At 35.7% G+C, this 21,061-nt stretch carries 21 protein-coding genes and 1 pseudogene; 16 read left to right on the top strand and 6 right to left on the bottom strand.

What is annotated here, in order from left to right; genetic code table 11:
- The first annotated feature begins 11 nt into the window (after positions 1-11).
- The 16 genes and pseudogenes from Bccel_RS09415 to Bccel_RS09345 form a co-directional block, all read left to right on the top strand.
- Positions 12-698 (top strand): PilN domain-containing protein, encoded by a 687-nt coding sequence (locus Bccel_RS09415; RefSeq protein WP_036938235.1) that lies wholly within the window; start codon positions 12-14, stop codon positions 696-698.
- A gap of 70 nt (positions 699-768) precedes the next feature.
- Positions 769-2,136, top strand: coding sequence for a hypothetical protein (locus tag Bccel_RS09410; protein WP_036938231.1), 1,368 nt, complete (start codon positions 769-771; stop codon positions 2,134-2,136).
- 14 nt (positions 2,137-2,150) lie between these two features.
- A complete protein-coding gene (locus Bccel_RS09405) occupies positions 2,151-2,978 on the top strand; it encodes a type IV pilus modification PilV family protein (protein WP_036938229.1) in 828 nt (275 codons plus the stop codon).
- A gap of 44 nt (positions 2,979-3,022) precedes the next feature.
- Positions 3,023-5,353 (top strand): PilX N-terminal domain-containing pilus assembly protein, encoded by a 2,331-nt coding sequence (locus tag Bccel_RS09400; protein ID WP_036938227.1) that lies wholly within the window; start codon positions 3,023-3,025, stop codon positions 5,351-5,353.
- A gap of 276 nt (positions 5,354-5,629) precedes the next feature.
- Entirely contained in the window at positions 5,630-6,490 is an 861-nt protein-coding gene (locus Bccel_RS09395; protein WP_476748355.1) for a TIM barrel protein, read from the top strand.
- Positions 6,491-6,493: 3 nt separating this feature from the next.
- On the top strand, positions 6,494-6,925 hold the full coding sequence (aroQ, locus tag Bccel_RS09390) for a type II 3-dehydroquinate dehydratase (RefSeq protein ID WP_036938221.1): 432 nt from the start codon (positions 6,494-6,496) through the stop codon (positions 6,923-6,925).
- A gap of 98 nt (positions 6,926-7,023) precedes the next feature.
- Positions 7,024-8,112: a M24 family metallopeptidase gene (locus Bccel_RS09385; RefSeq protein ID WP_036938218.1), complete on the top strand. Its 1,089-nt coding sequence runs from the start codon at positions 7,024-7,026 to the stop codon at positions 8,110-8,112.
- Between the two features lie 229 nt (positions 8,113-8,341).
- Positions 8,342-8,899 carry an elongation factor P gene (gene efp / locus Bccel_RS09380; protein ID WP_036938215.1) on the top strand — a complete coding sequence of 186 codons (558 nt, stop codon included), beginning with the start codon at positions 8,342-8,344 and terminating at the stop codon, positions 8,897-8,899.
- 35 nt (positions 8,900-8,934) lie between these two features.
- Positions 8,935-9,348, top strand: coding sequence for a CD1247 N-terminal domain-containing protein (locus tag Bccel_RS09375; RefSeq protein WP_036938213.1), 414 nt, complete (start codon positions 8,935-8,937; stop codon positions 9,346-9,348).
- Positions 9,349-9,621: 273 nt separating this feature from the next.
- Entirely contained in the window at positions 9,622-10,638 is a 1,017-nt protein-coding gene (gene spoIIIAA, locus Bccel_RS09370; RefSeq protein WP_036938210.1) for a stage III sporulation protein AA, read from the top strand.
- Complete coding sequence (gene spoIIIAB / locus Bccel_RS09365) at positions 10,628-11,149, top strand: stage III sporulation protein SpoIIIAB (protein ID WP_036938207.1); 522 nt, start codon at positions 10,628-10,630, stop codon at positions 11,147-11,149. The genes spoIIIAA and spoIIIAB overlap by 11 nt, the downstream gene beginning before the upstream one ends.
- 77 nt (positions 11,150-11,226) lie before the next feature.
- Entirely contained in the window at positions 11,227-11,421 is a 195-nt protein-coding gene (gene spoIIIAC, locus Bccel_RS09360; protein ID WP_036938202.1) for a stage III sporulation protein AC, read from the top strand.
- Between the two features lie 91 nt (positions 11,422-11,512).
- Positions 11,513-11,899 carry a stage III sporulation protein AD gene (gene spoIIIAD, locus Bccel_RS09355; protein ID WP_036938200.1) on the top strand — a complete coding sequence of 129 codons (387 nt, stop codon included), beginning with the start codon at positions 11,513-11,515 and terminating at the stop codon, positions 11,897-11,899.
- 56 nt (positions 11,900-11,955) lie between these two features.
- Complete coding sequence (locus Bccel_RS09350; protein ID WP_242857003.1) at positions 11,956-13,122, top strand: B12-binding domain-containing radical SAM protein; 1,167 nt, start codon at positions 11,956-11,958, stop codon at positions 13,120-13,122.
- 5 nt (positions 13,123-13,127) lie between these two features.
- Positions 13,128-13,703, top strand: a complete 576-nt coding sequence (locus tag Bccel_RS31400; RefSeq protein ID WP_242857002.1) for a DUF4080 domain-containing protein — start codon at positions 13,128-13,130, stop codon at positions 13,701-13,703.
- Between the two features lie 313 nt (positions 13,704-14,016).
- Positions 14,017-15,888, top strand: a pseudogene (locus tag Bccel_RS09345) ([Fe-Fe] hydrogenase large subunit C-terminal domain-containing protein); the annotation flags it as partial.
- A gap of 128 nt (positions 15,889-16,016) precedes the next feature.
- On the opposite strand, the gene Bccel_RS30205 reads toward Bccel_RS09345, so the two are convergent.
- From Bccel_RS30205 to Bccel_RS31390, 6 genes are all read right to left on the bottom strand, one after another.
- Positions 16,017-16,211 (bottom strand): dockerin type I domain-containing protein, encoded by a 195-nt coding sequence (locus Bccel_RS30205; RefSeq protein WP_338053628.1) that lies wholly within the window; start codon positions 16,209-16,211, stop codon positions 16,017-16,019.
- Positions 16,212-16,390: 179 nt separating this feature from the next.
- The gene (locus Bccel_RS09340) at positions 16,391-16,909 is read right to left on the bottom strand and encodes an SGNH/GDSL hydrolase family protein (protein WP_050753321.1); all 519 of its coding nucleotides are present in this window, start codon (positions 16,907-16,909) and stop codon (positions 16,391-16,393) included.
- A 128-nt stretch (positions 16,910-17,037) separates the two neighbouring features.
- Complete coding sequence (locus tag Bccel_RS09335; RefSeq protein WP_050753320.1) at positions 17,038-17,349, bottom strand: hypothetical protein; 312 nt, start codon at positions 17,347-17,349, stop codon at positions 17,038-17,040.
- A gap of 155 nt (positions 17,350-17,504) precedes the next feature.
- Complete coding sequence (locus Bccel_RS09330; protein WP_036938193.1) at positions 17,505-18,293, bottom strand: nucleotidyltransferase domain-containing protein; 789 nt, start codon at positions 18,291-18,293, stop codon at positions 17,505-17,507.
- Positions 18,294-18,517: 224 nt separating this feature from the next.
- Complete coding sequence (locus Bccel_RS31395) at positions 18,518-19,525, bottom strand: cellulose binding domain-containing protein (protein WP_242857001.1); 1,008 nt, start codon at positions 19,523-19,525, stop codon at positions 18,518-18,520.
- The gene (locus Bccel_RS31390) at positions 19,420-21,054 is read right to left on the bottom strand and encodes a glycoside hydrolase family 9 protein (RefSeq protein WP_050753318.1); all 1,635 of its coding nucleotides are present in this window, start codon (positions 21,052-21,054) and stop codon (positions 19,420-19,422) included. The genes Bccel_RS31395 and Bccel_RS31390 overlap by 106 nt, the downstream gene beginning before the upstream one ends.
- Positions 21,055-21,061: the final 7 nt, after the last annotated feature.

The raw sequence follows: 21,061 nt of genomic DNA, 5'->3' as shown, positions 1-21,061 counted from the left end.
TGGGGAGAGGGTTGAAAGATCTAAATCTTATTCCGAAAAGCTATTATCAAAATAAAAAAAAGAAAGAAAAGAAGAAGCTGATATTCCTTTCTGTATTTTTATTGAGTTTTGTGGTTATTGTATCTGTAGCATATCCTGTGTATACCAAGATGAGGCTCAATGCCCAGCTAAATGACCTCAAAAAGAAGGTAGAAGATACTGCACGCTACAAGATAAATCAGGACAAATTGGCAGAGGCCAATTTGAAGTTCTTCAATCTTAAAACGGAATCGGAAAAACTTTCAAAATATTCATTCAGCAGCATAAATGTTATTGAGAGAATAGCACAATTTATGCCAAAGAAGCTTTTTATAACTGATTTTAGCATTGGAAATAGAAACGATGGCAACGTGAATATTGCCCTAAAAGGAAACTGTGCTTCTGAAGAGGATATAGTAACCTTTTTATACAGCTTAAGAAAAGACAAATTCTTTGATAATATTTATATCTCTACAATTCAGAAGATTGGGGAAACATCAAATAGCACACCAAGTACGCCTGCACCCATGTCTACGCCGGTTAAAAATAAAAAGATTACTGCCAACAGCAAGGCAAAAAACATCGCAATACCTGCGACTCAAAATGCTTTAAGTGCTCAGGTTGTTGAGACAACGGTAAGCTATAGCTTTGATATGAGTTTGAATTATACAGTAAGATAAGATTTTTTATGTCAATGCTGCAAAATTGCAAGTAGTTTAATTATGTCTAATAGAAATAGGAAGTGATTAAATGAATTTTACGGCTAAAGATAAAAAAACATTGACTATCGTAGGAATTTTTTTAGTGCTGTTTTTTTCATGGAAATTCTTCTTTAGTCCTCAGCTAAATTCCATTTCTGCTCTCAAAAAGGAAATTAAAGAGAAAAAGGACATATATTCAACTAATATGATTTATAAGGACAAGAGTAATAACTTAGAAAGTGAGCTGAAATTTTTAAACCAGAGGTTGCAGGATATTAAAGTCAAATATCCTCCTGATTTGAATTATGATGAAATTTTTATGATTATAAAAAAACTTGCTTCTTCATCAGGGGTAAGTATCAGCAACATAAAGTTTGACGTAAAGTCTGGGAGTTCAGATGTAAAATCACCACAGGAACAAGTCCCAGCAGATCCAAGCCAAGTAAATACAGGCCAAGAAAATAAAGGCGAAGCAAATTCGAGCAGTAGTATAACTGCAGCTGTTGGGCAGCCAATAGAAAACAATACCTTGGATTCCGATGGGAGAAAAATACAGCAATTTATAAATGAATTTGGCATGCCGGTTTCTGGAGGTTCGGATAGCAAAGCACCATTTAATAATGGAGAAGGCTATAAAATTGGATTAATGCTGGCCGGGAAAGGAAAAATGAATCAAATTCAAGGCTTTTTAAAAGGCGTTGAAGATATGAAGAACAAAACATTATATAACCAAATTCAAATTAACAAGGGTACCGATGAGAATCTTATTTTTAACCTAAGCCTAAGTTTTCTGGGTATTTATAACAATACAGGTGGAAGTAAAATTATTGAAGATAAGGATTTGCCTGTTGCGGAGAAGGAAGTCAGGCAAGATATTTTTAACCCTTACGAGGGGTATGTGGGACAGAATATTAGCACTGAAAGCACGATTAATAAGGAAAATACAACAAATATTACTATAGATGAGATTAAGAAGTATGATTTTACCATGAGGGTAATGCCATATGGTGATAATATGGCACCTCCAACTGTTTCGTTGACTGCGAAGAAAGCGGTACTGACAGGTGTAATCAAAAACATGCCTGTCGTATATGGAGATAGCAGCAATGAAGTTAATGTAGAGCTTTATGTTGAAGAGCTGAAGGGAAAGTATTATTTCAAGTTTAAAACCAGTCAGGAGGCTTTTCCGGATCCACAATATATTGGTACTCATGAATTTCTTTCTGAGGGTAACGGACTAACATTTCTGGTTGACTCTACTCCGAGGAAGTATCTAGGTGATAAGTCTTCAGCAGTTATAAAGATAATTAATAAGACAAAGAAAAATGTAAAGGTCGATGTTATTAATGAAGATAAAAACAACCCAAGGGTGAAGTTTGAAAACCTTCAGCCTAATATATCGGTATCATATAGATAGATGGGGGGATAGCAGTGAAAATCCCATTTAAGAGATTGTTTTCATTAAGTCATGGAAGATCAAAAGGAGTGACTCTTCCTGAAGTGCTTGTTGCAGTGAGCATTTTTTCTGTTATCGTTGTTCCTTTTCTTGGCACTTTTTTGTCTGCCAGCAATAACAATGTGGTATCAAAAGATATATTATATTCTTCGATTATTTCACAAAAAGCAATGGATGATATTAAGGCAAGACCTCTACTGCTTACTGATAAGGCTGGTAAACCTGCGGAGCTTTACGAAAGTGAAGGTCTATATAAGGTTTATTATAAAATAGATGGTATTAAGACGGATGAACTTCCTGAAGGAACCAATGAATTTGACTTTGATCTATATAGTAAAAATATATGTCAGGAATTTGTGGTAGAGGGCTCAACGGTAAAGCTAAATGGTTTTTCATACAGCCTTGTAAATGGTGGAGTGCCGGAGAAATATCAACTTTATATAAGTAAAAGTTCAGATGGATATAATTATATATTTAAAAAGGGCGGCATTTTTCAAAATGATGGCCTGATTACCCCTGATACAGAAATTAATGAAAAGATTAGCTTCATTGGAGGGGGTACTGATAAATTTGAACTCCATGTAACCGTAGATGATACTGTCGATAAAAACGTGAATTTTTATATAGTTGATGATGATAACAGTAGGTTAATCCTTGTTAATGACGGAAATAAAAGCTTTAACCGTTATATGTATGCAGTAAGCGATCAGGTTAATTATTCCGATTCGTTGTATAAAATAGAGGTTACAGTTTATAAAGGCCCGGATGTTATAAACAGGCTTATTTCATATGTAAACAAGTAAAAGCGATTTTGTTATCAGGCCTATGTATTTTAATGAGGTATTGTATGGATTTTAAATTACGCTTTTTTATAAAAGAAAGTAAAAATAAGGGTTCCGCATTGGTGCTTGTATTGCTTATGCTCGTGGTAATGTCACTGCTTGGGGTATCTTTAGTGATGTTGACAACCAGCGGACTTCAGATGAGCGTGTTTCACAGCGATTTAAACAAGGCATTTTATACTGCAGAATCTGCTGTTGAGCAGGTGGCAAGTGTATTGAATGAAAAAGTTGCATTATTGCAGGAGCAGGCAAGAGCAGTGGCATCGTCGCACTTACAGGAATTGATGGAAAAAGAGCCTGAAAGGTTCAGGTCTATTGATGGTAATATTATAAAGTCTGTTACTGAGAATGAATTCAGAGTTAAATATTTAGAGGCTTTTTATGATGGTCTTAATACCGAGTTTGGAAGCATTGACAGTGAATACAAGAAAACTCTTTTAGGTAGCGGAGTTACTGATTCATTAGGCAATGTTTACAAGGATTTAGGCCTTGATCAGGGTACCATGTATTTAGAATCGGCGGAGTATAACAACATTTCCTATAATTTAAAAGTTATTACCAAAGGTGTATTTAATGACTACAAAAAGAGGCTTGAGGTTACATTTGAATTGCTTCCGGATTCAACCTCCATACCTTATCAGGGAATTGGAAAGGTATCCGTAAATAAGGTCAGAGAAATACCAGGGATATTTGATAAGGAACTTGTAGCTGAAAAAAATATATTTGCTGTTTCAGGAGAGATCATGGTAAAAGGAGATGTTCTATGTTTTGGCACCGTACCGGTTGATTCAGGGGGAGAAGAGGATCAGACTGCGGACATTAATCGGTATGGAGGAATAATTGCCGGTATGAGTACTGATGTAACTCAGTATAGTAATGAGTTTGGTTTCGATCTGGCAAAGACCGGATCTGTTTCAAAAGGTAAAATACAAATAAACGGTAATGCTGCAACTATGGGGTATATTCATTCCATATATGGTGATGGCGTTACACAATCATCTGATATAACAATTAATGGTGAGACTTATGCAAGGTCAATAAGATTGGATGAGAAATCAAACTATTCTAAAATAAATTTAAATGGAAATGTATATGTTACAGATAATCTCCAAATTGATTCAAATGAATCGGAGGTCAATGTTTCAGGCGAGTATTACGGTTTTGTTGATGCAGCGTATATGATAAATGGTAAGGAAGGGGCATCATTAGAAGATAATTCAAAATATAAGCGATCAAGCAGTATAACCGTTAACGGAGATTCAATTTTAAATATTAAAAATAAATTGTTCTTGGGAGGGAGCACTTTTATAAAAAATGCAGACGGTGACCCTTTCATGACTGGGATTTCAGCATTAAAATCAGGAAGGAGATTTATGAATGCCTTTATGGAAAATGATGAAGAAACCGGTGAACCCAATCCATTATATTGGTATGAGAGCAAAACATACACTACCGAGACGCCATATTTTTCCTTATATAATGTTGGAGGAACGCCTGTACAGCTTATGGCAGGAAGAAATAAAAACGGGGTATTAACTCCATTTCCATCCATTACAACCAGGGGTATGCATTTTAAGCGTTTATGGGATAACCTGTGGAATAATCCTGATGATATCCGCTCCAGCTATTTAGATACTGAAAATATTAGCATAATGGAAAGCGGAATAGATGGAAATAGGATAATAGGGTATTCAAATGGTGCTATTGTGGCAAACGGACATGTTTATGGAGTTGATGATTTTTCTGGAAATTACGATTCTACCATGTTTCATAACATTCAGGTTGGTTGTATAGAAAAATATCATGATGCAATAAAGGATTTTTTGACAGGAGAATTGTCTGGGACTGCTCCAAAACTGGATTACGCCAGGCCAACCAAAACTCTTGATACCTATAAGGGTGATGTCAGCAAGTATACAGGTCCTAATAAAATAGTTGTTAATGAGCCGTACATCATAAAAGATACATATGATAATGATATAGGGATGTTCTATTATGGCATAGGTGATACTGAGATAACTCCAAACGGCTCAAACTGTATCATTGGAGGAAAAGAAACCATTCCAGAGGGAATAATATATGTGGAAGGAAACATTTACATAAAAAGCGACTTCAAATTCGATGGGGTAATATTGGCAACCGGGAATATAATTTTTCTAGGCAACTCGGAAATAAATGAGAATAAGCCTCTTATTGATGATCTTTTTAGGAATGACATAAACCTCAAAGGATTTTTTAACCTTCTTGAGTATGAGATTCCAAATGAAACAATACGCAGCCAGAGGGTGGATAAGCGAAATATATCTGTTTCAGAATGGAAAGAGGTTAAGCCATGATTGAAATATTACTTCCCGTTTTGAGCGTGTGTTCACGAATTAAGTTAACACGAAAGCGAAATTATACGGGAAGTTATATTTTCAACATGGTTAAGCCATGATTGAAATATTACTAAGGCATTCTACTAAAACAAGTGATTTACTGTATTTGCAGTAATATCACTTGTTTTTATTATGGAGATAATTACATTCTGGCAAATCTTCCCTTTATTTTTTCCCTTTTCAAGTATATAATAACTTTATAATTCTATGAGGTATTTTAATATAAGGAGATTAATGATGATCAGATTTGGACCGTCAGGCAATTCCCAAAGCTTTTATGATGCAGGCTATAAGTCATCGTTGCAAATGCCGGGATGGCTCAGGCAAAAGGGATTAAGTGCCTATGAGTACCAATGCAGCAAAGGTGTCAAGATTGGAAATGAAATGGCAGTTAAGCTTGGTGAAGAAGCATTGAAGCATGATATTTTTTTAAGTATTCATGCACCTTATTATATAAATTTGGCAAGCCAGGAGGAAGATAAGCAGGATAACTCAATCAGGTATATAATTGAAACACTGGAAGCTGCAAGATGGATGAATGCTTCAAGAATAGTAGTTCATACAGGGTCTTGCAGCAAAATTGATAGGCAGTTGGCACTTGATACGGCAATAGAAAATCTCAAGAGGGCAATATGTGAGGCTGATGCTTTAGGATTGGGTCATATAACCATTTGTCCTGAAGTTCTTGGAAAAGTCAACCAGCTGGGAGATCTGGATGAAATATTAAAAATGTGTAGTATCGATGAAAGGCTTATACCAACTGTTGATTTTGGACATATTCATGCCAGGGGTTTAGGTGCTTTAAATACCAAATTAGATTTTCAAAATGTATTAGATAGAATTGAGAATGAAATTGGCAATGAAAGAATGAGAAAAATACATATACATTTTAGCAGGATAGAATATACTAAGGGAGGGGAGAAAAGGCACTGGTCTTTGGATGATGTTCAATATGGACCGGAGTTTCATCCACTTGCTCAGTTGATGTATGAAAGAGATATGGAACCAGTTATTATATGTGAATCAAGAGAAAAGATGGCTGAAGATGCCATAAAGCTTCAAGAAATATATATGGCAGAGGCAAGGGAGGTTTAATACATGAAGAAAGTACTGATTGTGAACGGTCCTAATTTAAACATGCTGGGAATTAGGGAAAAGTCGGTATATGGGGCGGAGACACTTCAAGATATAGCACAGAAGGTAAGTGATGAAGCAAAAATATTAGGTATGGATTTTGACTTTATTCAGTCAAACCACGAGGGAGAGATCATAGACAAGATACATGATGCAAGGGGGAAATATGATACAATAATCATAAACCCCGGAGCATACACACATTACAGTTATGCAATAAGGGATGCTGTTAAAGCAGTTGAAATACCTACAATTGAAATACATCTTTCAAATATACATGGTCGCGAAGAATTCAGAAGCAAATCGGTAATTGCACCGGTATGCGTAGGCCAGATATGCGGTTTTGGAAGTAAAAGCTACATACTTGCAATGCATGCGGCAAAGATGCAAGATTAATACTGATTTTTATTATATAAAAATCAATTAATCTTTACATTTGTCTATCGCAAATATAAGATTAATACTGATTTTTATTGGAAAGGGTCGAGTTCTGGATGGATAATTCATCAAGTATTATTGAAAATAGATTAAAGAGGCTTAGAGAAAAGCTTAAATTAAAGGATATTGATGCAGTTCTCATTAACAAAAGGGAAAACTATTTTTACTTATCCGGCTTTACCGGATCCTCTGCCTACCTTTTGATATCGCAGGAAGATGCTTACCTCGTAACGGATTTCAGATATGTGGAGCAGTCAAGAAATCAAGCCTCCAAGTATGAGGTTATTGAATGTAATGGAAATAGCATAGATGCTTTAAATGAAATAATTAAGAAAATTGGTATAAAAAAGTTGGGTTTTGAGGAAAATTATCTTACTTACAAAATTTTTAGCGAGTATAAAAGCAGTCTTTTGGTAAGTGAACTTTTACCGTTTGGAAGGGTTATTGATGAGCTTAGGTTTGTAAAAGATGAGGTTGAGCTGGAAGTAATAAGAAAAGCTGTGAAAATAGGCGATGAAGCATTTGCTCATATAATCAAGGTTATTAAGCCGGGAATAAAGGAAATAGAAATTGCCGCTGAGATTGAATACCATATGAAAAAGCTTGGTGCATCAGGTCCATCCTTTGATACTATAGTGGCATCGGGAAAAAGAGCGGCAATGCCCCATGGCGTAGCATCGGAAAAAGTAATTGAGATGGGGGATATTGTTACTCTTGATTATGGTTGTATTTATAATAACTACTGCTCTGATATGACCAGGACTGTTTTTGTGGGAGAGCCGGATAAAGAGCTTTTAAAGATATACGAAATAGTAAAAAAAGCTCAATATGAAGCATCAACATCAGCGTATAGAGGACTAAAAGGTAAGGATATTGACAATATTGCCAGAAGTATAATAGCAGAAAGGGGTTATGGCCCCAATTTCGGCCATTCATTGGGTCATGGTGTAGGTATCGAAATTCATGAGGAGCCAAGGCTTTCCATAAGAGGAGAGGTAATTATGGAAAACGGCATGGTTGTCACAGTGGAGCCTGGAATATATGTTGAAGGTTTAGGCGGAGTGCGCATTGAGGACATTATAGTTATAAATGACCAAAAACCTGAGGTTTTAACTTCATCAACAAAGGAAATAATAATTTTGTAAATAAGAAAATTTTTCTTGAAATAAGTATGAATTTATTTTAATATTAACTATGTGAAATTCTTTATTTTTCTAGTGAATATTATTGGTAAATAATTCATAATTTTTGTGTTTGATAAGTATGTTCATATAGTTTATAAGGAATAACAAAATAATACTTGCGAATTAAGTATTGTAATCCTACAAATGGATTTGAAGACAAGACTTATATAAAATGTGGAGGGAATAATAAATGATAACAGCAGGAGATTTTAGAAACGGTGCGACCTTTGAGCTGGATGGGAATTTATTTCAGGTAGTTGAATTCCAGCATGTAAAACCTGGAAAAGGAGCAGCGTTTGTAAGGACAAGATTAAAAAACATAATAACCGGTGCGACTGTTGAAAGAACTTTTAATCCAACTGATAAAATGCCAAAGGCTCATATAGAAAGAAAGGACATGCAGTATCTATATAATGATGGTGATCTATACTATTTTATGGATATGGAAACTTTCGAGCAAATGCCATTAAATAAAAGTTCAATTGGTGATTTTCTCAAATTTGTTAAAGAAAATGAGATAGTTAAAATACTTTCCCATAAAGGAAATGTTTTCGGTATTGAACCTCCAACATTCGTTGAGTTGGAAATCATCGAAACTGAGCCGGGATTCAAGGGAGATACTGCTACAGGTGCTACAAAGCCTGCAACAGTTGAGACAGGTGCAGTTATAAAGGTTCCGCTTTTTGTTAATCAAGGTGATAGAATCAGGATTGATACAAGAACCGGTGAGTATATGGAAAGAGCTTAAGTGGAATAATAAAATAAAAATTTGAGGTGCTTTATATGAGCTATTTAAAAGAAAGGGTTGCTTATTTGAAAGGCCTTGCAGAAGGTCTCAACATAAGTGAATCATCTAGTGAAGGTAAGTTGTTAAAGGCTATGTTGGAAGTTATGGATGATATGGCAGTTTCCGTTGAAGAGTTGGAAGAATCCTTTGATGATATCTCTGAGCAGGTTGATGAGATGGATGAGGATTTGTCATATTTGTCAAAGGAATTATTTGATGATGAAGATTCATGCGATGGACATGTTCATGAAGTAGAATGCCCATATTGTAATGAGGTATTTGAATTGGATCCATGTGAATTGGATGAAGACAGTGATGAAATTGAATGCCCCAATTGCAATAAAAAGATTGAGATTAATTGGGACTGTGAATGTGACTGCGAAGACTGCAGCGATGAAGAGAAGAACTAAAATCTAATTTTATAAAAATTGAATAGTCTCTGATATAAAAAAAGATAATGATGCATTTTAATGTGCCATTATCTTTTTTTATATAGAAAATATTTTTTTGTCATATCATTGGACAAATATTAATATTTATAAGTAAGGCATGAATGAAAAATTACTTCCGCTTTTGAGCGGGTGTTGACGAGTTAAGTCAATACATGAGCGAAATTTATAGCGGAAGTTATTTTTTGATCATGACTAATTACTTAAAAAGCTGCACAAAGGAGGAATTCTATCTTGGTTACTGAAGATGAAGAAATTAATAAGAAAAAATCATTTTATAATGTGCTTAAGGAAGAAATATTTAATTATTTACCTTTGGAGCTTAGGAATCTCATTTTAAGTATTAGTCCTAAAGAATTAAGTACAATAGAAGAGATAAGGCTTAGGGCAGGTAAACCATTAATGCTGGAAAGCTGTAGCGGTGATTGGTTTGTTAATCAAAGCGGTGGACTTGAGAAGTATAGCACAAATGAGAGAGTGGTTTTCCAGCATGAAATTATAAAAGCACTTGAGTTAATAAGTCAGAATTCAATTTATGCTTTTTTAGAGGACATTAGAAATGGATATATAACCTTAAAAGGGGGACATAGGGTAGGTATATGCGGCAGGGCAGTTATTGAAGGGGGAACAGTAAAGAATATCAAGGATATATCCGCACTTAATATCAGAGTATCGAAGGAGGTAAGAGGGTGCTCTCAAAAGCTGATGAAATATATTATAAAAAATAAAAATGATATATACAGCACTCTCCTTGTATCTCCTCCACAATGCGGAAAAACCACAATGCTTCGTGATATAGCAAGAAACTTAAGTAATGGTATAAAGAGCATGGGGGTTCATGGCATTAAGGTTGGGATTGTAGATGAACGGTCTGAAATTGGTTCCTGTCATAAAGGCATCCCGCAGAATGATGTGGGGGTTAGGACAGATGTACTGGATGGGTGTCCTAAGGCTGTTGGAATGACCATGATGCTAAGGTCAATGTCTCCGAAAGTTATTATAACTGATGAGATTGGCAATAGTGGAGATATGGAGGCTGTAATGCAGGTTATAAATGCCGGCACAAGAATTATTGCTTCCGCCCATGGGTATAACATATCTGAATTAAAGACGAGGAAAGAGGTTCTAGGGTTAATAGAGCAAAGAGCCTTCGAAAGATATATAGTTCTTGATAATTCTGAGGGGCCTGGTACCTTAAAAGAGGTTATTGATGGTACTACAATGAAGGGAGTGCAGCAGAGTGCTTTTTAAAATTATTGGAAGCATACTGATATTGATTTCATCCAGTTTTTTAGGCTTTTACTTTTCAAAGGAATGCACAAGAAGACCAAGTGAGTTAAGGGAGCTGCAAAGATTACTTCAAATGTTTGAAAATGAAATAAGTTTTCTTTCCAGCACAGTAACAGAGGCTTTTACAAAATTGTCAAACTATTATGAAAGCAGTACCAGACTGTTCTTTTCAGGAACAGCAGAGCTTTTAAAAGATAAAAATGGCATCAATGCGTTTGATGCTTGGGAAAAAGCAGTTAAGGAGAATATTAAAAAAACAGCCTTGAAAAAGGAAGATGAGGCTATACTGTTATCATTTGGCAAAATATTAGGTGCATCTGATTTGGAAGGGCAAATAAACAATATAAGGCTTACGCTTACTCAGCTAAAGATGCAGGAAGAAAAGGCTGAAGAAGTAAAAGAAAAAAACAGAACCATGTATAGAAATTTAGGAGTTCTTGGCGGTCTTGCAGTAGTCATAGTTTTAATTTAAGCATTATAGAATGCTAAATATTAATTCCAATTTTGAGCGATTATACAGAATATATACATATATAGGAAGGAGTTTGTATGGGGATTGATTTAATTTTCAGAATAGCTGCAATTGGTATTTTAGTCTCGGTTTTAAATGCGGTATTAAATAAATCAGGAAGGGAAGAGCAGGCTATGATGACGACGTTAGCAGGGCTTATAGTAGTATTGTTGATGATTGTAAAGGAAATAGCAGGGCTCTTTGATACAGTCAAGACGATTTTTAATTTTTAGAACCAATAGATATTTATATAGATAAGGAGTTGTAAAGTTATATATCAGTTCGTTATCTATAAATACATATGTTAAAAGGTTGATGACTTAGATGGATATAATACAGATTGTTGGGTTAGGAATAATTGCTACAGTGTTTATTGTATTGTTAAAGTCTCTAAGGCCTGAGATTGCAATGCTTATAAGCATAATAACAGGAGTAGCCATTTTTATCGTTGTAGCAGGAAAGCTTTCAAGTATAGTTGAAATACTAAATAATATTGCCGGTAAAGCAGGGGTTGATACGGCTTATTTATCTACACTCCTTAAAATTATCGGTATTGCCTATATAGTTGAATTTGGTGCTGAAATTTGCAAGGATGCAGGTGAAAGTGCCATTGCTTCAAAAATAGAACTGGCAGGAAAGGTAGCTATAATATTTCTTGCTGTTCCTATTATTACGGCATTACTGGATCTAATAATAAAAGTTATGCCTTGAAAATACATACCAATACTGCTATAATTACCTGACGAAATATTTTTTGAGGTATTGATATGAAGACTTTGATTGTAGCGGTTAATTCAAAATTTATTCACTCTTCCCTTGCGGTATATTATTTAAAATCAGTATGCGGTGAGGATGTAGGGGATGTAAAGGTACTTGAATATACAATAAACGATCAAAAAGATCAGGTTCTGGCATCTATCTATAGCGAAAATCCCCAGGTTGTGGCATTTTCATGCTATATATGGAATTATGAATACATCAAAGATATTATTGCTGACTTAAAGGCACTTATGCCCCAAATAAAAATACTCCTCGGCGGCCCGGAAGTATCATATAATTCGGCTGAAGTTTTGAATGAGATTGATGGTGCAGATTACATAATTGCCGGTGAGGGGGAAGAAGTATTTCCGCTGCTTCTTAAGCATATTTCCCTGGCAAAAAAGAACGAAGAATTTACAGATATCAAAGGACTAGCATTCCGAAAAGGTGGGAAGGTCTTTTTTGATAACAGCTACAATATGGTATCTGACCTGGACAGTATTCCATCCCCGTATTCCGATGAGATGATAAACAATTTGGGACCAAACAGGATTTTGTATTATGAGTCTTCAAGGGGATGTCCTTTTTCATGTTCATATTGCATTTCATCAACCTTTGAGGGCGTTCGTTATTTTAATATGGACAGGGTCAAAGATGACATACTTAAGTTTGTTGACAGAAAGGTAAAACAGATAAAGTTTGTTGACAGGACTTTTAATTGCAATAATAAAAGGGCTTATGAAATACTTGAATTTGTGATACAAAATGCTGGTGATACCAATTTCCATTTTGAAGTTGCCGGTGATTTGTTTGATGAAAAGATGCTAAATCTTCTAAAAAAAGCACCGAAAGGTTTAATTCAATTTGAGATCGGCATCCAGACGGTTAATCTTCAAAGTCTTGAGTCTATTTCCAGGAAAACCGATCTGAATAAGCTTTTCTATCAGGTTAAAAGGCTTATTGATTTAGGTAATATTCATATACATGTGGATCTTATTGCAGGCCTTCCAATGGAAAATTATGATTCTTTTAAAAATTCCTTTAACAGCGTATATCACCTTAATTCACATCAGCTGCAACTGGGGTTTCTCAAACTTTTGAAGGGCTCTAAAATAAGAAATGAGGCAAGAGTCTTTCAATATGTGTATAAGAAAAGGCACCCTACGAGATTTTAAGCAGCATGTTTTTAAGCTATGATGAAATAATAAGCTTGAAGGAAATCGAAGAGCTTGTAGAAAGGTATTATAATTCCGGGAAATTCCAAAGGACTCTGGAGTATTTAATGAAAGAATCAGGAAAAACTCCTTTTGAATTTTTTGCTGACCTTTCTTCGTATTGGAAGGCACATGGATTATATGACAGGTCAATTTCCAGCAGGGAGCTTTATACTATACTTATAAATTATTTAAGAGAAAAAGCAACTGTTGATATACATAAGGCAAATGAGCTTATGAAATTTGATTTTTTATCTACCGAGAGTACAAACAATTTACCTAAGGAAATAAGTCGCTGCTATAGTGAAATAAATAATGACCGTATATTTGCGTTTTTAAGAAATGACGAAAATATCAAAAAGTATTTACCGCACTTAGAAGGTATGTTGCCTAAAAATATATTTAAACACATCCATGTGGAACTGTTTTCGTTTGATATAACAGAAGATGAATTACCACCGGACAAAACTGCAATTCTATATGATTATAATCTTAAAGATAAGGTTACCAATCTTTTTTTACACCATAAAATTAGCATTTAGGCATATTGAAAATATAATTTACCGTGTAATTTCGCCTTCATGTTCACTTAACAAGTAAACACGCTCAAAAAGGGAAGTAATATTCAGTCATGCCTTAATAAAGTTAAATCAGCTGAAATTTTCATTTCTATGTAAATTATTCTATAATTAATTCCGATAAATTTACTAATAAGAATATACTAAAATATAAACAATATATAGTTTTTTCATCTTTATTTTATCATCCTTAGATTTTTTATTCTGTCAGTCGATTAATATATGTGTTTATTGTCAAGTAATACAGATGGTTTAATACGAAGGGGGCGAACAGATAATGGATTCTGTTGTATTTGCTATTGAAGAAAATTGTACAGGCTGTAACAAGTGTATTCATGCATGTCCGGTTAAAAGTGCCAATACATCATATTTGAAGGATGGGGTAAGTAAGACCTTGATTAACAAGGAAAACTGTATCTCATGCGGCAAATGTATTGAGGTTTGTGACCATAATGCAAGAGGCTTTAAAGATGATATAGATGAAATCATGAGTGACCTAAAGAGAGGCCAAAAGATATCTATTATTGCAGCACCAGCTTTGAAAACAAATTTTAGAAATTATAAAAAGATATTAGGATTTTTGAAAGCTTTAGGTGTCAATGAAATCTATGATGTTTCATTAGGTGCTGATATAACTACATGGGCGTACTTAAAAGCAATTAAAGATAAAAAACTTAGCACAATTGTATCACAACCATGTCCATCAATAGTGAACTACATACAAAAATACCACAAGGATGTTATGGTAAATCTGGCACCTGTACACAGTCCAGCAATGTGCACTGCCATTTACATTAAGAAGTATCTGAAGGTAACTGATAAACTTTGTTTCCTCTCTCCGTGTATAGCAAAAAAGACTGAATTTGAGGATGATAACACTTCCGGATATGTTGAATATAATCTGACATTTAAAAAATTGATGGATTATATAGAAAAGGAAGAAATAAACTTAAGTTCATATGATGATGCGGATTTTCAAATAACTGCCTATTCCCTTGGCGATATATATAGTGTTCCAGGTGGCTTAAAAGAAAATATATACCACTATAATAAAGATGCCTGGGTTAAACAGATTGAGGGCACCGAAAGTGCATACAGTTATCTTGATGAGTATGCAAAGCGTTATAGAAACAAGGAAGCATTGCCGCTTGTGGTAGATATATTAAGTTGTGCACATGGCTGTAACTATGGTTCAGGAACATGCAAAAACAAGGATATAACTGATGTGGATGAAGTTACCAATAGCCTGAGGGTTAAATCAAGGGGCAAATTGCACAAAAATCCATCAAAGCTTATAAAGCATTTTGATAAAAGTCTTAAAATTGAAGATTTTGAAAGAAATTATTCTTCTCAATATGCCAAGGAATATATTATGCCTACAGAGAAAGAACTTGATGAAGTATTTATCAGCATGAGAAAGTATGACCAGGAATCAAGGATGAGAAACTGCAATGCATGTGGGTATGGTTTTTGTTATGATATGGCTTTAGCTGTTTTTAATAATGATAACCATATTGAAAATTGTATTGATTACAATCTGAAAAAGTCAGCCGAAAGGGATGCCATCGAGGCTCAAAAAGTAGAGGTTACCAATAACATGGAAAAGATAAAGGCACTAGGAGAAGAGAAGAATAAAAGATTTTTACTTCTAAAAAGCAGAGTAGAGCAAATAACAAAGTCTTTGAATGAAGTTGCTGCAGGAAGTATGGAAAATGCCAAAAGTATAACCAATATCAGTAATGATATATCGGTACTTCTGGATATGTCAACCAATCTGAAGAAGCAATTGAACGTTATGGAAGAAAGCGTTAGGAAGTTTAGCAATGTTACAGATGAGATTGTCAGCATATCGGATCAGACCAATTTATTGGCATTAAATGCGTCTATTGAAGCAGCTAGAGTTGGTGAAGCTGGAAAAGGGTTTATGGTGGTTGCGGAGGAGGTCAAAAAGCTTGCAGAGCAATCCAGAAGATCTGCTGAGTCGACTGATAAGGATGAGAAAGTGATATTTGATATGATTGAGCAGATAAAAAAGATTACCAGCGACTTAGAATTCAGTGTTTCAAGTGTTAATGGGGATATACAGAATATTTCTTCTACAGTTCAGGAGATAACTGCAAAAAATCAAGAGACGTTATCAGCAGCCCATTTGATGTTGGAGGAACAGACTGCTGAGTAAAATATAATAGACAGCTATAAAAATAAAGCTAACCGAGGGTGTATGCAATTGGCTAGCTTTGTTTTAAGCTGGTTGCAAATTAATAAAATAATTTTGTTCTATAAACCTGGATGGTTTGATGCAATTGCACCGAAGTGCCTTGCAATTATTATTATATCTGACATATTAATGGATTTATCCTGGTTGAGGTCATAGTTAGTAGAGTGATTTGTTTCTCCCAAGATGCTGTTGAAGCCTTTTGCAATTTCTATTACATCAGCCATATTAATTTTACCGTCCGATACGCCGTCTATTCTTACATCACCTCCCTACATATCTACCGGGAATGCTGATGTTCCAAGGATGATATCATCAGGACCGGAAGGTTTCAGCCTTTCTGCTATAATTATCACCTGTTACTTCAACTATAAAACCGGATTTTGATGCATCGGCTGAAAACTCTGGTGCAATATAACCTGATACCTTTATAACGTTAGGAGTTGGGGTGGCGGAAGTTAGGATTACTCTGAAAATAAGTCCACAGATCAGGTCCTTTTACTATTGCCGGATAATCTTTATAAATTGCATCGATCTGGTCATTGTATGAAGGTGCATACTTTGAGATGTCTTGATTTTTTGAATAAGGTATCTTGGAGATTACAGGAACTTTACCTGCAGCAATAATAGCTTTTACCATTGTCTCCATGTTTTTGCAATAAGTTGATGCACCTGCCTGATTTCCCCAGGCGTCGTTGGTTCCATATGTAAGTCCTACATATTTCCCAGGAAAAACACTGAGCCAGGTAGAGATATTAGCAGCACCGTGGGAGCTTAGAATGGCTCTTGCACTACCGCCCTCAGCGATTGGGAAATTGCCGGGTTTTATTTTGTTTATCATTTGGGCGAAGGTCCCAGTACCTGTCCCGTTTGGTGCCATACCCCCGGCTGTTATGGAATCTCCGTAGAATATCCAGTTATCTTCAATCCCGATACTTACATCATGAACATCCATATTAAGACTTATATAACTTCCACCGCTTCCATTAAAAGCAGTTACGTTAATACGTACCTAATTATATCCTGTAAGGTTGACAACATGCTGACGGGAGTGATAAACATTGTTTGTTACTGTGGCAAGTGTCACCCATCCTGAACCTTTATGCGTTGGGATTCAGGAACTATTGACAGATCATATGCCAGCCAGCCTGGTGGATTGCCCTTCCAGCTTGTACCGTAATTTTCGTCATTCGCATCTGAAGCAGTTCCTACAGAGGCAAAAGCCGGAACTCCTTTACTGATTAAAGGTATGGGTTTATGTGCTGCCTTCGAAACAGCAACTGGAAGAATGGAGGTAATAATAGCCAAAACGATAAAAATAATGATAACTTTTTTGATGCCTTCAGTACCATCTACTCCTTTTGTGATTGAAATTATTAGAAATGCCGATATCAATAGGGGTTTTATCTGTATAGAAATATATTATAGGACTATACCAATATTTTCAATCAATAGCAAAAATAATGTTGGAAAGTTATGATATGCCTGCATTTATAAGTAAGATATTTTTACTCAGGCTATAAGAAATGTAAAAATAGACAACAAATAATCTAGATAAGCTGAAATCTTTCATTGCAGGTATTAATTATATAATCGACAAATTGTCTTGTCAGCTTTTTTCTTTCGTTCTTTTTAGTGAACAGTGATTTTTTTGATATATCATACTGTATTCTGAGAGCTTCTTTTATTAGTGTATGGTATTTTTCGTCAATATTTCGCATAATAAATTCTGCACTTTCCATTTTTGAAGCAACTGTCTTTTTTTCAAGCACATAATATATGCGGCATAAGGTGAGAACGATTAATGATATCCATGCATCAATCATTAAAAGCAGTGAACTGTTGCCTTTTTTAATCCAGTACTCGTTGAGCCTTTTACCAAGATCTTTTTTTATATCATTCCAATCGATATCACTAACTATTGTACTAAAATCTTCACCATATATCTTTAACCCTTTTTCTTTTACCTGAAAGAGAGAGAAGGATTTTATTGCGACTACACCATGATATTTCCCAAAAGCAAAATAGGGACATTCCTTGGAATAATTTTGATTTTGTATATCCTGAATATTGATATACTCTCCTTCCAGTCTATCTGCATATATATTTGACGAAATCAAATCTTCATGGATAGCTTTTATTTTTTTAAATTCATCTTCCGATAAATCTCTTTTTAAAAAGGTCATAAAGTCAATATCGCTTTTTTCATTATTGAAGTAGCCAAGTGCTACAGAGCCATAAATATAAACTCCATGTACTAAATCGCCAAGCTCATATGATAGGGTTTGGGCATAAGATTGAAATAATTGCTGCAACTCCATAGGTAATGAATTGTGCATTAAAAATCCCTCCTTCTAAAAAGTGTATCAAATGTAAGTAAATGTGTTATTAAGTGTATTAATAAGTTCGATAAAAACACAAAACGCGGCTCAATAACTTGACCCGCGTTGTCAATCAGTTTCATTTTAATTATTTATATTATAGCAGATAATAGCCATTTAATCAAGATTAAAAAGTATAAATAGATAATGTAAAATAATTACTTTGAATCATTTTATCCAAGTTAAGTCATGATCAGAAAATAACTTGCTGATACTGCATTAAAGTGTTTTGCAATTATTATAACGTCATTCATGTTAACCGAGTTATCCTGGTTAAAGTCATATTCCGAAGAATATTTCAAATCTCCCTTAATAGAGTTAAAACCCTTTGCCAGTTCAATTATGTCAGACATGTTTATGGCACCGTCCTGAACTCCATTTTTTGATATGTCACCTGCCCAAATATATATTGGTGAAGTTTCTTTTGACAGTATCATATTTGAGGTTATTTTGATGTTCTTTTCCATCGCCAGGAATCCTGGTTTGCTGATTTTTAAAACAGCACCTTCTGTATTTGAAGGTACATTGTTAATTTCAAAGTATCCGGCTGAATCAGTTTTGGCACTAAGCCCCATAATATCAACACTAAAATTGGATTTAACAAGGCTAACGGCAGATTGTGTAACTGCAAAATCAGGTGAGATATAGCCTGAAATCTTGTAACCGCCGGAAGGATTGGTTGGGGTAGCTGTTGGAACAGGCGTATTGGAAGGACCGTCGGATGGCTCGTTACCCTGGAGCTTTATATTGTCTTCATACATAGGCATATTAGGAGCATATTTGCGGTCACCACTTACGTATGATGAGTCCCAATCCTGGTAAGACCAGTCATTGCTGGAAACCCAATTATTTGATTTTGAATTTATGTTAAGAATTACCTCCGGGCCTCCAAAGCTCCACATGTAGCCAGGGAAAATCCATTCGCCTGTCAGATCAACTGTAACATAATAAACCTTTTTGGAAGCATCCCAAAGTGTAGGACCGTATATTTTAGGAGTAATCTTGGGACCGGCTGTTCCCGAACCAAGCGAAATACTTATATCACTTGGATCGGCAGCATCAAGTGTAAAGAAATATCTGGCCATTAATTTGTTGCTTGGACGAGTTGGCCAGCCGGACCGGTTTTCAACTGTAAATGAAAGCTGAATTCCCCTTGGCCTTGCCAGTAGGTTTTTACAAAGATTGGCCATTCATCCTTTGCAGTATGTGCCTTGTCAGGCAGGGGAAAACTGCTATCAGGTATGGGTGTACCGCCAAATTCCTGGTACATTCTTGCAAAAGCACCAACTATCCCTGCGTTATAATCCACATCCACTTCATTAGCCACATAATCTGTTATAGAATCGTTGAAACCGTCAGATGTTGTTGGACTTCCAACCAGGGCACCATACAGTATATGACGATGTTCGGAGGGAGTATCATCTTTACGGCCCCATGCACCATGGGCACTTCTGTGATGAGGATGCTTTGGATAGTTATCGCCAAAGCCTATCAAATAACTTGATTCCCTAGGGTTCTGTCCTAAAATATAGTTTATCTGTCCAACAGCAAAATCATGGTAACGTGCTTTTTTTGCTATGTCTGTCAATTTATCGGAATAAATAAAGGCAAGTATGGATGTGTTTGCTGCATAACGGAGCGATCCCCATTCGTCCAGACGGGCATGTCCTCCAGGAGTATACTTCACTTTTGTTCCATCTGCTCCGTGCTCTGTTCCGCCAATTGTCCACCAGTTGAGCCATCTTTCTGCATCAGATCTGTAGTCGGCATTATCGGGCTTAAGTTGGGACATGAGGACATAACTGCCGAAGGTGGCATCGTCATAGTTATGAGTCCACTTGTATTTATGAACCTTCTGGTCCTTCTCATTACCAAGACCACTGTAATTGGCTTCAGCCTTGGCAATGTATGATGAACCGCTTCCAGGTTCTTTTGCTTCTTTAGCCCTGTATATCCATGCAGGTCCCCAAACCAGCTCATCATTTATGCCGCTCCAGGATTGGTATGGCGTTGCTGCATCAATCTTTTTTACTGCATCAAAGTATGTACCTCTGTATTTATCGCCAAAAGCAAATAGCTGTTCAGCATGGCTTAGCAAGGTATCTGCATATGAAGGGTCTGTAGGCCGAAAAACCATTGATGATGCTGCCATTGCTGCAGCTACCTCCAATACCAGATCGGTAGCAGGGTTTTGCGGGTCCATCTTTATTGCTTTCCGGTCAGTTATAAACTGGCTTGACTCAATGGGTATCCAGTTATCATGGTCGGATTTTGTCATTCCAATTTGCCCATAAAAAACATTTGGTTCAGGATGGCATTTTATAAAGAAGTCATTGATCCATTTTAGCTGGTTCATAAGCCATTTTAACTGTCCGCTTTTTTCGTATGCTTGTCTGTATTCTATGGCACTCCAAGCCATGAGTGTGGCAGCTGCCGAGTTGGTGATATTGTACTTCATATTATCGCCGGCATCAACCCACCCTCCTGTAAGGTCTAGTCCTACATCTTGTCCATCGGTTGTTTGTGCGTCACTTCTCCAAACAATCCTTGTAGGGATATCTGATTTGGAAAGGTAACCGGATCGTTGAGCTTCATAAAACAGAATTGATTTCTGCAGAGCTTCACCATAATTGAATGATGCAGTTGCAGCAGATTGAATGCTGGGTATGCTGCCAAAGACAAATATGACAGACATAAGGTAGTAAAAGATTCTTTTCATAAATTCC

This window comes from Pseudobacteroides cellulosolvens ATCC 35603 = DSM 2933, assembly GCF_001262605.1.
GTDB classification, from domain to species: domain Bacteria; phylum Bacillota; class Clostridia; order Acetivibrionales; family DSM-2933; genus Pseudobacteroides; species Pseudobacteroides cellulosolvens.
The sequence above is the reverse complement of the archived record's forward strand: the minus strand, read 5'-3'. Positions and strand labels throughout refer to the sequence as shown.

Bases quoted from the DNA above. Each gene is read 5' to 3' on its own strand.
- Bccel_RS09340 (WP_050753321.1), bottom strand. From the start codon at position 16,909: ATGGATGTTCATGATGTAAGTATCGGGATTGAAGATAACTGGATATTC.
- Bccel_RS09395 (WP_476748355.1), top strand. From the start codon at position 5,630: ATGATGATCAGATTTGGACCGTCAGGCAATTCCCAAAGCTTTTATGAT.
- aroQ (WP_036938221.1), top strand. From the start codon at position 6,494: ATGAAGAAAGTACTGATTGTGAACGGTCCTAATTTAAACATGCTGGGA.
- Bccel_RS09350 (WP_242857003.1), top strand. From the start codon at position 11,956: ATGAAGACTTTGATTGTAGCGGTTAATTCAAAATTTATTCACTCTTCC.
- Bccel_RS09400 (WP_036938227.1), top strand. From the start codon at position 3,023: ATGGATTTTAAATTACGCTTTTTTATAAAAGAAAGTAAAAATAAGGGT.
- Bccel_RS09375 (WP_036938213.1), top strand. From the start codon at position 8,935: ATGAGCTATTTAAAAGAAAGGGTTGCTTATTTGAAAGGCCTTGCAGAA.
- Bccel_RS09385 (WP_036938218.1), top strand. From the start codon at position 7,024: ATGGATAATTCATCAAGTATTATTGAAAATAGATTAAAGAGGCTTAGA.
- spoIIIAC (WP_036938202.1), top strand. From the start codon at position 11,227: ATGGGGATTGATTTAATTTTCAGAATAGCTGCAATTGGTATTTTAGTC.
- Bccel_RS09410 (WP_036938231.1), top strand. From the start codon at position 769: ATGAATTTTACGGCTAAAGATAAAAAAACATTGACTATCGTAGGAATT.
- Bccel_RS09330 (WP_036938193.1), bottom strand. From the start codon at position 18,293: ATGCACAATTCATTACCTATGGAGTTGCAGCAATTATTTCAATCTTAT.
- Bccel_RS31400 (WP_242857002.1), top strand. From the start codon at position 13,128: ATGTTTTTAAGCTATGATGAAATAATAAGCTTGAAGGAAATCGAAGAG.
- spoIIIAD (WP_036938200.1), top strand. From the start codon at position 11,513: ATGGATATAATACAGATTGTTGGGTTAGGAATAATTGCTACAGTGTTT.
- efp (WP_036938215.1), top strand. From the start codon at position 8,342: ATGATAACAGCAGGAGATTTTAGAAACGGTGCGACCTTTGAGCTGGAT.
- Bccel_RS31390 (WP_050753318.1), bottom strand. From the start codon at position 21,054: ATGAAAAGAATCTTTTACTACCTTATGTCTGTCATATTTGTCTTTGGC.
- Bccel_RS31395 (WP_242857001.1), bottom strand. From the start codon at position 19,525: ATGGCCAATCTTTGTAAAAACCTACTGGCAAGGCCAAGGGGAATTCAG.